A 12,920-nucleotide genomic window follows, 5' to 3' on the forward strand; every position below is an offset into this window, starting at 1 on the left:
GACCGTCATCTTTGATTGCATCAGCATCCTATGGGGAATGTCAGCGCTACCCGGGGCGACACCCCCCCTCAGGCCGTCCGAACGGAGTGGATTGAAACGTTTCGCAGCCGCTCTCGCAGGGATTTGCGTTCCGGCTGGCGGCGGTCCGGTGCGCTTGGGTGCGACCCGTTCATCCTCGAGTCCTGGGGACAGAACAACCGTCCTGACTGGGCTGCACGCGGACTGCTGATCTGGCCCAGGGGGCGGCAGTGGCTGCGGCTGGAACAGACCGTGGTTCGGCCGGAGGCCTGGCCGGGGCCAGGCCAGCACAGGGTTCGGTTGTGTCTGAGCTGGTGGGCGGAGTCGGCACGCCTCTGGGTTGATGGACTGTTGGTGCATCAAGGCGATCTGTTTGACACCGCCTGTCGCTGGACGCTGCCGGAGGTGTTTCTGGCAGGAGAAGAGCTGAGGATCCAGCTGGAGCTCTGCAGCCCCCTGCATGACGACGGGGCCCTGATCAGCAGTTGCCTGGATCTTGAACCCAACCGTCCCGGCGAGGATTCGGCAGGGGTGCTGTTGCCGGAAGCGCTGCACCTGCACCTGGCGGCAGGGGGTGACTTGCCGCCTGGCTGGGAGCGGATGGATCCCAACGGTGATGCAGCCCTCAAGGCTGTTGCGCAGCAGGTGATGGCGGAGCCCATAAACCAGGGTTCCGTGCATTGGTTCGGCCATGCCCATCTGGATCTGGCCTGGCTTTGGCCAGTCGCGGACACCTGGCAAGCGGCGGAGCGCACGTTCCGTTCTGCTCTCGAGCTGATGAAGCGTTGGCCTGATCTTCGTTTCGCCCACTCCACACCGGCGCTTTATGCCTGGATGGAACAGCACAGACCTGAACTGTTTTCAGCGATCCGTACGGCCAGTCGGGCCGGTCGCTGGGAACCGCTCAACGGCCCCTGGGTGGAGAGTGACTGTGTGCTGTTGAGCACGGCATCGCTGTGGCAGCAGTTCGCGATCGGTCAGGCGTACAGCCGGGCCACATTCCCTGAGTGGCGGCATCACCTGGCCTGGCTGCCGGACAGCTTCGGGTTCTCAGCCGGTCTCCCCGCCGTTGCAAAGGCCACCGGTGTGCGTTGGTTCTGCACCCACAAGCTGGCTTGGAATGCCGCCAACCCATTCCCCCATCGGTTGTTCCGCTGGCGCGGGCGGGGAGGAGAGGAATTGATGAGCCTGATGCTCCCCCCGATCGGACGTCGCGGCGATCCACTGGACATGCTGAAGGAACAGCGCCAGTGGCAGAAGCGCAGCGGTGTCTCAGAGCTCCTCTGGATTCCGGGGGTTGGCGACCACGGAGGCGGGCCCACGGAGGAGATGCTGGAGCAGATGCAGCTCTGGGATTCGGAAGCTTCGGCGCTGCCGCGGCGAGACGGCTCTCTTCGGGAGTACCTCGACAGGCTGGAGCCCCTGGCTGGGCAGTTGCCGGTCTGGCGGGATGAGTTGTATCTCGAGCTCCACCGCGGCTGTGCTACCAGTCGCCCGGATCAGAAGCGTCACAACCGCAGCCTGGAACGGCTGTTGCGGGAAAGCGACACCGTGGCTGCACTTCTCGCCCTGGCAGGCCGCTCGACGCTTGGTCCGGATTGGCGCCTGCTGTTGTTTCAGCAGTTTCACGACATCCTCCCGGGGACGTCCATCCCGGAGGTGTTCGAACAGGCGGAACCGATTTGGCGGCGGGCCCGCCGCCAGGCCAGTGATCAGCGCGATCAAGGCCTGCGTCAGGTGCTGGATGTTGAACCTGGATCCGCTGACGGCACCACCTGGTTGTGGATGGGTTGGCAGCCTCTGGCCCGCTGGTCACCGCTGCTGAGGTTGCCGCGTGGCTCCTGGCGCTGCGGTGGCCCTGCCCTGCCCCTGCAGCACAGCGTGCAGGGAGGGACGTGGGTGCAGCTGCCCCTGCAGCGCGGGACTTGCTCAGTGGCCCTGGCCAGGGGGCCTGCGGAGGTGGGGGAGATGGCGCCCCGACATCCGGTCAGCGTCAAGCGACTCTCGCCTGAGATCTGGCGTGTCAGCAACGGTCTGGTGGAGCTGGATTGCTCGTCCCTGGGGCTGTTGCAGCTGAGGGATGCCCAGGGGATTGATCAGCTCATGGCACCACTGCGTCCGTGCCGCTACCGGGATCGGGGTGAGTTCTGGGATGCCTGGGACATCGCTGCGGATTACCGAGAGCATCCATTGGAGATCAAGCCAATCGAAGCGGTTCAGCTGCTCGAGTCGGGGCCGCTGGTGGCCCAACTGGTGGTGAGATATCAGCTGGGCAGCAGCTGCATGCGCCTGGACCTGCGCCTCAAAGCGGACTGTCCCTGGTTGGAATTGATGGTGTCGGTGGATTGGCGTCAGCGCCATGAACTGCTGCGCCTGGAGTTGCCCCTTGCATTGCCGGCGGTGCGTCTGGCGGCAGACACCAGTGGCGGGGTGATCGAACGACCGGCGCGTCCGCAGACATGTCGCGAACGCGAACGATGGGAGGTGCCTGCCGTGTCCTGGCTGGCGTCCCAGGCCAAGGCACCCGGCGGGGGCCTCGCTGTTCTTCTGGACGGTCCGCAGGGGGTGGATGGGGACCAGGATCGGCTGGGTGTTTCGCTACTCCGTAGCGCGACCTGGCCGGATCCTTCGGCGGACCAGGGTCTGCAGCGAAGTCGCTTGGCGCTGATGCCGTTTCAGGGAAGTTGGGCCCATGCGTCTGTGCCCCAGGCAGCTATCGCATTTCGCGAGCCCGGTTGGCACGGGCCGATGAGCACAGCACGGATCCACCCAGCGTTGGGTGGTCACTGCTGGTTCCCAGCCATCCCAGAGCAACTGTGTCCGATTGCCCTGCGTCCCGCCTCCGACGGCGTTGTGCTGCAGCTGCTCAATCCAGGAGCGTCCCGCTGCCGCTGGACTCCTGGCGGCGGCTGGAGGATCGGCCGCACCGTCGCCGTGGACGACTGGGTCGAGCTGGCCCCTGGAGAGCTGGCAGAGCTTCGTGTGGCTCAGTCCTCGTGATCGTCGAAGGGATCATCCAGGGCCTTCGACGGTGGACCGAAGGCCTGATACACCCCGAAACCGGTCATGCCGAGCAGAACGGCGAGCACTCCGATGGCGACGGAGAGGGCAGGGGACGACGTTTCCATCACATCTCTCGACAGGACCAACCCCGAACTGGAGTTGGCCCCTACAGTATCCAGACTTCAATCCACCCGAGACCCAAGCGTCGCCATGGCTCAACGCACCCGTCTGGGAGACCTTCTCCGCCCTCTGAACTCCGAGTACGGCAAGGTCGTTCCCGGCTGGGGCACCACACCCGTAATGGGCATTTTCATGGTGCTGTTCCTGGTGTTCCTGCTGGTGATTCTTCAGCTGTACAACAAGTCGCTGATCCTCGAAGGCATTAACGTCAATTGGAACGGCCTGGGTTGATCGATCGATGAACGTTTTCGGCGTCGGCCTCCCCGAAATGGCGGTGATCGGCGCCGTTGCACTTCTTGTCTTCGGTCCCAAGCGGCTTCCTGAGCTCGGCCGGACCCTTGGCAAGACCCTGAAGGGGTTCCAATCCGCTTCCAAGGAATTCGAGCGGGAAATCAATAAAGCGATGGCTGAGCCGGAACAGTTGACGTCTTCGGATGCAGAGGCATCCAGCACGACACCTCCCAACGACTGAGCCCCGATGGCTGATGTGCTCCGGCTGGTTGTCGGCCTCGGCAATCCAGGTCCGAAGTACGAGGGGACCCGTCACAACATCGGCTTCATGGCCCTGGAGCGGATGGGCTCCCGCGAAGGCTTCAGTTTCCGTCAGCAGACCAAATTGCATGGTCTGGCGGCGGAGCAAGGGTTCGGTGAGAGCCGGTTGAGGCTGCTCATGCCTCAGACCTACATGAACGACAGTGGTCGCTCGATTCGAGCAGCCCTCGACTGGTTTGGGTTCACTCCAGAGCAGCTGCTGGTCCTCGTGGACGACATGGATCTCCCATTGGGGCGGCTGCGTTTACGCGCCCAGGGCAGTGCGGGAGGGCACAACGGTTTGCGCAGCACAATCCAGCATCTGGGGACGCAGGCTTTTCCTCGCCTGCGCATCGGCATCGGTGCTCCGGCGGAGAACCCCGTGGAACGTCGGGCGCGCACCGTCTCCCATGTGCTCGGTCCCTTCAGCAAGGCAGAGCAACCGGACGTGAATGCCGTGCTTGACGCTGTTCTGGAGTCCATTCAGCGGATACAGCGGCAGGGACTGGACCGCGCCGGTAACTGGATCAACGGCTTTCGTCCCGCGGCGATCGAATGACAGCGCTTCCTGCCACAACAGCTCACCTGCGGGTTCTACGGCAGTGCTTCAGCGATCAGTGCGTTGAAGGAGAGGTTTCGGCCGGCGGTTTTGAGTGGTCCTTTCACTGGGCCTTTGATCGGGGTGAACTCACGGTCGAGCCCTCCCTCGGCCGCGCTTTGATCCAGGACGCTTTGCTGCGCTTCCTGGTGCGGGCTGATTACCGATTGGAGCCTGGTGGCGATTACACCTTCACGGTGCGGGCACGCTTTTGAAGGTCGGCCGCGGCTGAGGCCATCGGCAACGAGATCCAAGGTGATCCTCCACCATCACCAGAGCCGCCACCGCATCCAGGTCGCCGGGGGGCACGCGCATGCCCCGGGGCAACAGTTTCCTCCAGCCCCTGGCAGGCCAGAGCTGCCAGTAACGCTCCCGGGCGCGCAGCGTTGTGCCCTGTTCTTCAACGACGTCGACGGATGCCAGCCTCCGCAAGGATGGCTGCCATTGTTTCGAGCTGGTGCCGTTCCCCAGCAGGATCAGTCCCACCCCTCCCTGTTTGGACCAGGTTGTCAGCTGATCGATGACGCGCGAGACCGGCAGCACAACACCCTCGAGGACGAGACGCTGTTCAGGATCCACCAGGACCAGACCGCACTTGGCACGACCGGGGTCCAGTCCCACAAGATGGCTCATTGCCTAACAATCAAGCGGACGGCGACAGGATCCGCCGTGTCGCTGCTGCGTGCCGCGATCACCTGCAGCTCGAGAGGTTGGCTGTCGACGCGTTCCACCAGCTCAAGCCCCAGCGCGTTCAAGGCGTTGCCATCGAATTGGAGTCCCTCAGTGAGTGATCCCCGTCGTTGAACTTCCGCAAAGGCTGAGGCCAGCAGCAGGTTGAGACGGTTGCGGACCGCCTCTGATCCGCGTTCCTCTGGCTCGAGGGTGGTGGTGGCCAGCACCTCGTCGGGGCGGGTGATGGTTCGGTTCGGTTTCACATCCGGGTAGGCATACACAACGGCCTCACCCCGCAGCACATTGCCCGCTGATCGCATCGACACGACCCAGGTGCCTGATTGGCGAAGGGTTTGTTGCAGCCTTTCCACATCGCTGCGGGGCACCAGCAGGATCTGGCGATCTGGGGTTTCCCCAGGTCTGACCCTGACGTAGGCGGTCTGGTTGGCTTCCTGCAGCAACCGATCCACCACCTGTTTGGCCTGCTCTGGTTGCTCAAGCCGGACCGTGGCTGTCGCCAGGGGTTGCCCACTGCGCAGCACAACGGATCCACGGCGCAAGGCCAGAAGATCCTTCTCCAGGGATGTGAGTTCCTGTTCCCCAGCCTTGATTCGATCCCGCACACTGCGAAGTTCCGCTTCCGTGCGCTGAATGTCGAGGTCCCGGGCCTGGATGTCGGCCGTCAGTCGGTTCCGTTCCTGCTCCAGCTGAAGTTTCTGTTGTTGCAGTGGTTCAAGCTCCTGCCGCAGGGTTGCGGCCCGTCGCCGGGTGGTGATCAATTCCGCTTCGATCCGCTCCGTGGCTGATCTGGCGTCGCGCCGATCCGCTTCGGCTGCATCTAGGGCAGAACGGCTATCTCGGAGTTTGGCCTGCAGCGCATCGAGCTCGAACAGGCCAACCCGCAGCTGGCGGCTCACCAGAAGTAGAAGGCCCAGAGATAGGGCACTGATCAGGCTGCCGGTGAGCACCGTGATCAATACAGCGGTGCGACGAGGCCTCAGGTTGAACAGACTCAGCCGCGCCTTCCCCACACGACTGCCAAGACGATCACCCAGGGTCGACAGCACACCACCGAGGATCAGCAGGGCCAGAATCAGCAGCCAACCGCTCATCGCTCGCCCCCGCCATGGAGGCTGAAGTCAGCTGAACCGCTTGGCCAGGGCGATGGGATCCAGCACCGTGATCTTCTTGCGGTCAATCTGAACCAGCCCGGATTGGCGCAAGTCTCCCAGCAGACGGGTGATCGTGACGCGTGTGGAGCCAATGGCTTCGGCGATGGCCTGATGGGACAGACGCAGATCAATTGTGATCCCGAGCTCGTCCGGGACGCCGAAATCCCGGCACAGCACCAGCAGAAAACTCACCAGACGAGACGACATGTCTCGATGGGTGAGGGTTTCAATCATCGTTTCGGTTTGCAGAATCCGGCTGGAAAGTCCTTGCAGAAGGCGCAGGCCGACACCGGTGTCCGCTTCGATGGCGGCACGGACCGAGGCGGCAGGGGCGGTCACCATCTCGACCCGCGTGAAAGCGACAGCGTGATAAAAGCGGTCGGAACGGTGTCCGGTGAGCAGAGACAGCACACCAAACAGGCTGTTTTCGCGCAGCAGCGCCACGGTGATCTCTTCACCGGATTCGTAAACCCGAGACAGCCGCACAGCACCGCGACGGATCAGATAAACCCGTTCAGCCGGATCCCCCGGGAAGAAGATCGTCTTGTTGCGTTCCACCAGCTCAGTGCTGGCTCCATCCAGATCACGGATGACATCCAGAAGGGTGCGGCTGCGTTCAGCTGCACCTGATCCCTGCGGTTGTTGTGGTGAATAGCGACTGAAACCACTGCTGGCCACCATGGTTTCCTCGCAACTGTTGGGAAATTACGAATGCGCCATGACCCGCCATGTAGTCGTTATTACGAAATCCTCGAACCGGTGTCCGTCGCCAGGGCGAGACGCTGCCCACGCATCAGCTCCTGAATGCCGGATTCAGCCAGGTTGAGCATGGCATCGAGCTCGGAGCGGCTGAACGGCGCCTGCTCCGCTGTCCCCTGCAATTCGAGCAGGCGGCCGTCGCCGGTGGTCACCACGTTGAGATCCACATCGGCACAGCTGTCTTCGCTGTAGTCAAAATCCAGCAGGGGCACGGCGTCGATCAGTCCTACGGAAACCGCCGCCAGTTGATGGCGGATCGGATCCTGCGACAACACGCCCTGGGCGAGGAGGCGGTCGCAGGCCCGTCGCAGGGCAATCCAGGCGCCGGTGATCGACGCGGTGCGGGTGCCGGCGTCGGCCTGGATCACATCGCAGTCGATCAGAAGGGTGCGCTCGCCCAGTGCCTCCATGTCGAGAACGGCCCGGAGACTGCGGCCGATGAGGCGTTGGATCTCCTGCGTTCTGCCGGAGAGTTTCATCAGTTCCCGGGACTGTCGTTGCGGCGTCGAACCGGGAAGCAGACGATATTCAGCCGTGAGCCAGCCGCAATGGCCGCCCCTGCGCCAGCGGGGCACGTCCTCCTCCAGGGAAACGCTGCAGAGAACAGCCGTTCGGCCCGTGCGCACGATCAGGGAACTCAGGGCGAAGGACATCGGATCCCAGTCCACGGAGAACGGGCGCAGCTCTTCTGCTCCCCGGCCGTCAGCCCGCGTGGGCGTGGATGCAGGCATCAGCGCATGTCAGCTGATCCCAAGCCTGACAGGCGATGTCGTGGCTTGATGGAACGTCACACCATGGATGGTGTCTGAACCCTTGTGGAGTGGCTTTGCACCGCTACATTCAAGGTCTGCCGGGTCTCCCGGGTGACTGCAGCCGAGATGACCGCCAGCCTCACGACAAGCCATCGCTCCTCGGATTCCCCGGATCAAGACCACAGGGCTCTCGAACGGGCTGGTCTTCGTCCGCTGGTGCCGGTCCGTCCACCCCTGCATCTGGTGGAACCGGAGGGGCAGCTGCAGGTCCACACCGCGACCTATCGGGGCAGCTTTTCCAGTGTTCTCAGCCAGGCGATGCGTGCTGCTGGGCTCGGCAGCCGTGTGCTGATTGCACAGTTCCTCAAAGGTGGCGTGCATCAGGGTCCTGAGGGTTGTGTGCGTCTCTGCGGAGGGCTGACCTGGCTTCGCCCGGATGTGCCGGCTTGTCTGTCGGAGGCCGGCCATCCCAGTGGTGCTGCGGCTGTTGATGGGGTCTGGCAGTTCTGCCGCAGCCATCTCCGCGATGGCGATATCGATCAGCTGGTCCTGGATGAAGTGGGCCTCGCCGTCGGTTTGGGCTACGTCGAGGAGGCGGAACTGCTGGAGGCCCTCGACCAGCGGCCGCCGGCGATGGATGTGGTGATCACGGGGCCCGCCATACCCCCGAGCATCGTGGCCATGGCGGATCAGGTCACCCAGTTGCGCCGAGGTTTCTGATGCTCAAGAACGATCGCTGGATCACCGAACAGGCCGCTCAGGGCATGCTGGAGCCGTTCCAGAAGGGCTTGGTCCGCCATCTGGATCCCGACCAGAAAGCACGGCCGGTGCTGAGTTTCGGCTGTTCCTCCTACGGCTACGACCTGCGCCTGTCAGCGCAGGAATTCATGATTTTTCGCCATGTGCCTGGCACGGTGATGAATCCCAAGCGTTTCAATCCAGCCAACCTCGAACCGACACCCCTGCATGAGGACGAGGACGGTCGGTATTTCATTCTTCCGGCCCACTCATATGGGCTTGGGGTCGCGATGGAGAAGATGCGTGTTCCCCCCAACATCACGGTGATCTGCCTCGGCAAGAGCACCTATGCCCGCCTCGGCATCATCGTGAACACCACGCCGGCGGAAGCGAGCTGGGAGGGTCACCTCACCCTTGAGTTCAGCAACAGCTCCGGAGCTGACTGCCGCATCTATGCCGAAGAGGGCATCTGTCAGCTGCTGTTCTTCGAGGGTGATCCCTGCGACACCACCTACAGCGATCGCCAGGGCAAATACCAGCACCAGCAGGAACGCGTCACCCTGGCCAGGATCTAAGGAGCCAGACGGGCGCGGTGCAGTCGGCTCTTTTCGTACCAGCCGGCGAATTCAGGTGCCCAGGCCACCATGTGGGGCCACATCAGATCGCAAAGCTGGCGGATTTCCAGCTGGGCATCGAGCTTGGCCCGAAGATCCATGAAATGCAGAAAGGCCCGCAGGCTGAAGCTCACCACAAAGTGCTGGCGGTAGTCGAAAGGGAGGATGCCTCGGGCATGCTCTTCAGCGAAGCCTGCCTGCAGCAGGTCGCGATAGCGGCGAGCAGCAGCTCGGCAGAGATCGAGATCCAAGGACCGCTGGCTTTCGGGGTAGGCGTACTTCTTGCCCTGGCGATCGCTGTAGTCACCGACCGGTCGCAGGTAGAAAACCTCCTCCAGATCCAGCTCCCCTTCTGCGGCGCGACAGATGCGCTCGCCGGTGTAGCGCATGGATTGCACATCGAAGCTGACCCCAACCCGGTGCGTGCGGGCCTGCTGCATCACCGAATGGGGAAACCAGCCCACATTCAGCACGATCTGGGCGTGCTCCATCGGTCCGTAATGACCGCGTTCGCCCGACAGAAGGCGTTTGACGCAGATCTCACCAGCCCGTTGTTCATCCGGCCAGTTGTCACGATCAGCCGCGACGAAACCCTCGCTGTAGTCCTGATGCATGGCCGCATACACGCAGAGCTGAGGGTTGGGTGTGGCAGCGATCAGATCAACCCGGAAGCGATCCATGGCGATGACGACGGGGCGGTGAGGTGATCATGCCGCTGATCGCAGCAGGCTGCCCGCGTGAATCCGTCGCGCCGTGATCAACCGTGGCTGCGGGGCCCCGCCGTCAGAGAGGCCTGCAGAGGCGATTCGTCGTCTCGTTCACTCACACGGCCCAGCCCTTGCAGCGACGGCAGGGGGGACCCTTGGATCAGCGCATTGGCGAGGAGGGAAAGTTCCTCCTCCCGCCTTAGACCGATCGAGCGGCCGACCGCATCACCGTTGGCGTCAAACAGATTGAGTTGGGGGATGCCGTTGACGTCGTAGCGATCCACCAGATCCTGCCAGCGGGGATTGTCAACGTTCACCATCACCACATCCAGCTGTTGTTGGGTGCTTCGTTCCAGCTTCAGCATGGCGGGGGCCATTTCACGGCAGACCTGACACCAGTCGGCGTAGAACTCCACCATCGTTGGGCGCCCATTGCTGAGGGCAACCTCCGGCTCGAGGGATTGCCTGGCCAGCTGTTCCAGCGGGGAAGCGCTCTGAAGTCCACCCCGCATCGTGCTGAGAACCACCGCCAGGACGATGGCAGCCACCACGAGCACGATCCGTTCAACAGGTCCCAGCAAGGGTTGTGGAGAACTGCCTGTCATGGGCTTGTCAGGGTGTCAGTCCACTCTGGCAGTCGTCTTTCTGACCCGTGATTAGCGTGACTTCATGGGTCGGTTTGGGCTGCTGAATCTGCCGCTGCGGGCGCCGATGATCGGTGTTCTGTTCGGCGTTGCTGTGGTGATGGGCCATCAGTGGTCCATGGCCCAGCAGCAGGTCGTTCAGTCGCGCACCGTCCCTCTGGAATTGCTGTTCGCAGCAGAAGCGATTCAGGTGCTGGTGGTTCTGGTGATCTGCACGATGCCGGAGTTGCTCATGCAGAGGATTTCCCTGGTGATGGCGTCCAGTCGGGTGATGACGCTGCTGGTCACGTTGTTGCTGGTGATCGTTCTTGGGATTTACTCGCTGCGGCTGAATTTTCTCTCCGATCTGCTGATCCTGGCGTCTGCGCTGTTGTTGGCGCGGCTTGACCTGGTTCGTCTCGGGGTTCTGACGGCCCCCCGGGGCTCACTCCTGTTGCTGGGGTTTGTTCTCTACGCCGGTATTGGACTCGGTCACTGCCTGCCGCATCCCCTGGACGGGGTCGCAAACGGGCCACTCACCGCCTGAGTAACTCAGGACGTTGTCGAGAACTTTTTTGGTGTAGTAACGCGTTTCGGCGTATGGAATGCGCTCCACCCAGAGCTCGATGGTCGGATCGCTCTTTGGCGAAGGCCAGGAGCTGACGGCGCCTGGCCCAGCGTTGTAACTGGCAATGCTGAGGAAGGCATTCCCTTCCCAGAGCTGAAGCAGCGATTTCAGGTACGCCGCTCCCAGCAGGATGTTGGTGGATGGGTTCGTCAGGTCTTGCTCCTGCAACGCTTCATCTGCGACGGAGGCGGCCGTGGAGGGCATCAGCTGCATCACGCCGACGGCGCCAGCCGTGGACCGCACGCCCGGTGAAAAGCGCGATTCCTGTTTGGCGATGGCCAGCAGCAAGGTTGGATCCACGCGGTGCCGTGATGATGCGGATTCGATGGCTTCTGGGAAGAAGACAGGGTTCTGACTCCGATGCAGCAACAGGCGCTGCTGGCAGCTCGTTGGCACCCAGCGCACGCTCAGTCGCTGGAGCTGATCCAGCCCGTTCCAGGGGTCATCCACGCTGAGCCGCAATCGTCCTTCCACCAGTTGCTCCTCCGCTGACTGCGGAGTCCGGGGATCACGCAGCGACAACCAGGCATCCCAGGCCTGTTGGGCAAGCCCCAATCTCCAGAGGGTGTTCACCTCTGGATAGCGACTGTTGAGGGGAGCCCACGTCGTGACGGGCAGGGTTGTCGAGGGTCGGTCCAGACGCAGGGGCTTGGTGTCACCCAGACGCATGTCTGCCCGCCAGCGGTAGTAGCCCGGGGGGTGGGTGTCGACGAGCTGATGCCAATGGCGTCTGGCGGCCTTGTTGTTTCCTGTGCGTTCTTCGCTCAAGCCCAGCCAGAACAGCTGACGTGCCTCCAGCGGGGGAGGCAGGGTGCCTGGTGGCAGAGCCGTCAACAGGTCTCGAGCCCGCTCCCAGCGCTCGTTCAGCAGTGCCGCCCGAGCTTCGTCCCACTGCAGTTGCCAGCTATCGCGGTCGTCAGGCCAGCGTTGGAGCACCTCAAGCGTGCCCATCCCACCGTTGAGTCGAACCCGGGCTGCAGCGACAGCCGCAGAGCGCTTCGCCACGGATGGAGGGATGGCCTCCACCAACGCCGGGTCTGGGAACAGGGGTTCCATCAGCAGGCGAACCGCCTCATCAGCGGCGGAGGTTTCCGGATGCTGCTGAATCAGATCCAGCAGCATCTGCTCTCCCTGGGTGTGCTGCTCCGCAGCACCTCGGATCAGGGCACGTCCCACGGCAAGTCCCGTCTCCGCGTCAGCGGCTCCCCCTTGGAGACAGTCCAGGGCGGATGATCCGGCCCCAAGCATGGCCAGGGCCCAGGCAAGGTTCTGGCGTTCTGATCGGCTCGGCTCTTCTGCGCTGCAGGCCGCTCGCAGCCGGTCCATCGCGCCCGGCCAGCGCCAACCCCACCGAGCCAGGTGCTGGGCTCCCTGATGGCTGCGTTCCGGGGTTGGCGCCATGGCCACTGCGGTGGCGAGGGCTGCGGGGTGGGACGGAAACCGTTCCAGCAGTTCCGGATGCAGGTCGGGCTGGTACTGCCGGGCCCTTGCACTCACCGTTTCATCCCGGAAGCGCTTCAGCAGCTGTTGCCAGAGCCGGTCGGCGGCGGCTTGATCGCCACGGTTCTGCTGACTCTCAGCGGCCAGGGCCAGTGCCACTGCGGCCAGAGGGTCATTCCCCCAACCTTGACCCGCCAGGGTCTGCCCCTTGGTGCTCATCAATAGAGCCGCTTCGCGTCGGCGCAGCGGATCGATGGACCATCGATAGGTTCGCCACAACTCCACCACTGGTGTCCTGGGATTCAGCGCCGATCGACGTTCCAGCAGCAGCTGCTGGCCTGCCACCACGGCCGTCAGGCTCAGTCCGGCCGTGGTGAGCAGCAGAAGAACGAGGCTCCGGGGTCCTGCGGGCACGCTGTCGCCGGAACTGGTCACATTCTGCGGCCCGTTGAGGGCGGCAGGCCACCTGTCACCTGGGATGCGGA

16 protein-coding genes are annotated in these 12,920 nt (G+C 63.4%); 8 read left to right on the forward strand and 8 right to left on the reverse strand.

Going from position 1 to position 12,920, the window contains the following annotated elements; translation table 11 throughout:
- Window positions 1-15: 15 nt before the first annotated feature.
- Window positions 16-3,018 carry an alpha-mannosidase gene (locus SynA1528_RS01465; RefSeq protein ID WP_502707713.1) on the forward strand — a complete coding sequence of 1,001 codons (3,003 nt, stop codon included), beginning with the start codon at window positions 16-18 and terminating at the stop codon, window positions 3,016-3,018.
- On the opposite strand, the gene psbN is transcribed toward SynA1528_RS01465, so the two are convergent.
- A complete protein-coding gene (gene psbN / locus SynA1528_RS01470) occupies window positions 3,006-3,146 on the reverse strand; it encodes a photosystem II reaction center protein PsbN (RefSeq protein ID WP_011127143.1) in 141 nt (46 codons plus the stop codon). The two genes, SynA1528_RS01465 and psbN, sit on opposite strands and share 13 nt — an antisense overlap.
- 85 nt (window positions 3,147-3,231) lie before the next feature.
- Here psbN and psbH point away from each other — a divergent pair, with 85 nt between their 5' ends.
- From psbH to SynA1528_RS01490, 4 genes are read left to right on the forward strand one after another with little or no spacing between them, the layout of a single operon-like run.
- On the forward strand, window positions 3,232-3,432 hold the full coding sequence (gene psbH, locus SynA1528_RS01475; protein ID WP_006849996.1) for a photosystem II reaction center phosphoprotein PsbH: 201 nt from the start codon (window positions 3,232-3,234) through the stop codon (window positions 3,430-3,432).
- A 7-nt stretch (window positions 3,433-3,439) separates the two neighbouring features.
- Window positions 3,440-3,673, forward strand: a complete 234-nt coding sequence (locus tag SynA1528_RS01480) for a TatA/E family twin arginine-targeting protein translocase (protein ID WP_186587378.1) — start codon at window positions 3,440-3,442, stop codon at window positions 3,671-3,673.
- Between the two features lie 6 nt (window positions 3,674-3,679).
- Window positions 3,680-4,291, forward strand: a complete 612-nt coding sequence (pth, locus tag SynA1528_RS01485) for an aminoacyl-tRNA hydrolase (RefSeq protein WP_186587379.1) — start codon at window positions 3,680-3,682, stop codon at window positions 4,289-4,291.
- On the forward strand, window positions 4,288-4,545 hold the full coding sequence (locus SynA1528_RS01490) for a DUF3146 family protein (RefSeq protein WP_186587380.1): 258 nt from the start codon (window positions 4,288-4,290) through the stop codon (window positions 4,543-4,545). The genes pth and SynA1528_RS01490 overlap by 4 nt, the downstream gene beginning before the upstream one ends.
- Here SynA1528_RS01490 and SynA1528_RS01495 read toward each other — a convergent pair.
- The 4 genes from SynA1528_RS01495 to rph are packed head-to-tail and all read right to left on the reverse strand — an operon-like array spanning window position 4,523 to window position 7,664.
- On the reverse strand, window positions 4,523-4,963 hold the full coding sequence (locus tag SynA1528_RS01495; RefSeq protein ID WP_186587381.1) for a RuvC family protein: 441 nt from the start codon (window positions 4,961-4,963) through the stop codon (window positions 4,523-4,525). The genes SynA1528_RS01490 and SynA1528_RS01495 overlap by 23 nt on opposite strands.
- A complete protein-coding gene (locus SynA1528_RS01500) occupies window positions 4,960-6,114 on the reverse strand; it encodes a DUF3084 family protein (RefSeq protein WP_186587382.1) in 1,155 nt (384 codons plus the stop codon). The genes SynA1528_RS01495 and SynA1528_RS01500 overlap by 4 nt, the downstream gene beginning before the upstream one ends.
- Window positions 6,115-6,141: 27 nt before the next feature.
- Window positions 6,142-6,855: a global nitrogen regulator NtcA gene (gene ntcA, locus SynA1528_RS01505; RefSeq protein ID WP_186587383.1), complete on the reverse strand. Its 714-nt coding sequence runs from the start codon at window positions 6,853-6,855 to the stop codon at window positions 6,142-6,144.
- A gap of 59 nt (window positions 6,856-6,914) precedes the next feature.
- On the reverse strand, window positions 6,915-7,664 hold the full coding sequence (gene rph, locus SynA1528_RS01510) for a ribonuclease PH (protein ID WP_186587384.1): 750 nt from the start codon (window positions 7,662-7,664) through the stop codon (window positions 6,915-6,917).
- A 147-nt stretch (window positions 7,665-7,811) separates the two neighbouring features.
- On the opposite strand from rph, the gene SynA1528_RS01515 reads away from it, so the two are divergent.
- Together SynA1528_RS01515 and dcd are read left to right on the forward strand one after the other, a co-directional pair.
- Window positions 7,812-8,405, forward strand: coding sequence for a cob(I)yrinic acid a,c-diamide adenosyltransferase (locus SynA1528_RS01515; RefSeq protein WP_186588218.1), 594 nt, complete (start codon window positions 7,812-7,814; stop codon window positions 8,403-8,405).
- A complete protein-coding gene (dcd, locus tag SynA1528_RS01520; protein WP_186587385.1) occupies window positions 8,405-8,998 on the forward strand; it encodes a dCTP deaminase in 594 nt (197 codons plus the stop codon). The genes SynA1528_RS01515 and dcd overlap by 1 nt, the downstream gene beginning before the upstream one ends.
- On the opposite strand, the gene thyX is transcribed toward dcd, so the two are convergent.
- Window positions 8,995-9,717, reverse strand: a complete 723-nt coding sequence (gene thyX / locus SynA1528_RS01525; protein ID WP_186587386.1) for an FAD-dependent thymidylate synthase — start codon at window positions 9,715-9,717, stop codon at window positions 8,995-8,997. The two genes, dcd and thyX, sit on opposite strands and share 4 nt — an antisense overlap.
- Before the next feature lie 77 nt (window positions 9,718-9,794).
- Complete coding sequence (locus tag SynA1528_RS01530) at window positions 9,795-10,349, reverse strand: thioredoxin family protein (protein ID WP_186587387.1); 555 nt, start codon at window positions 10,347-10,349, stop codon at window positions 9,795-9,797.
- A 64-nt stretch (window positions 10,350-10,413) separates the two neighbouring features.
- On the opposite strand from SynA1528_RS01530, the gene SynA1528_RS01535 reads away from it, so the two are divergent.
- Complete coding sequence (locus SynA1528_RS01535; protein WP_186587388.1) at window positions 10,414-10,914, forward strand: hypothetical protein; 501 nt, start codon at window positions 10,414-10,416, stop codon at window positions 10,912-10,914.
- On the opposite strand, the gene SynA1528_RS01540 is transcribed toward SynA1528_RS01535, so the two are convergent.
- Window positions 10,813-12,849 carry a lytic transglycosylase domain-containing protein gene (locus SynA1528_RS01540; protein ID WP_186587389.1) on the reverse strand — a complete coding sequence of 679 codons (2,037 nt, stop codon included), beginning with the start codon at window positions 12,847-12,849 and terminating at the stop codon, window positions 10,813-10,815. The genes SynA1528_RS01535 and SynA1528_RS01540 overlap by 102 nt on opposite strands.
- Window positions 12,850-12,920: the final 71 nt, after the last annotated feature.

This window comes from Synechococcus sp. A15-28 (assembly GCF_014280175.1).
Classification (GTDB): Bacteria; Cyanobacteriota; Cyanobacteriia; order PCC-6307; family Cyanobiaceae; genus Parasynechococcus.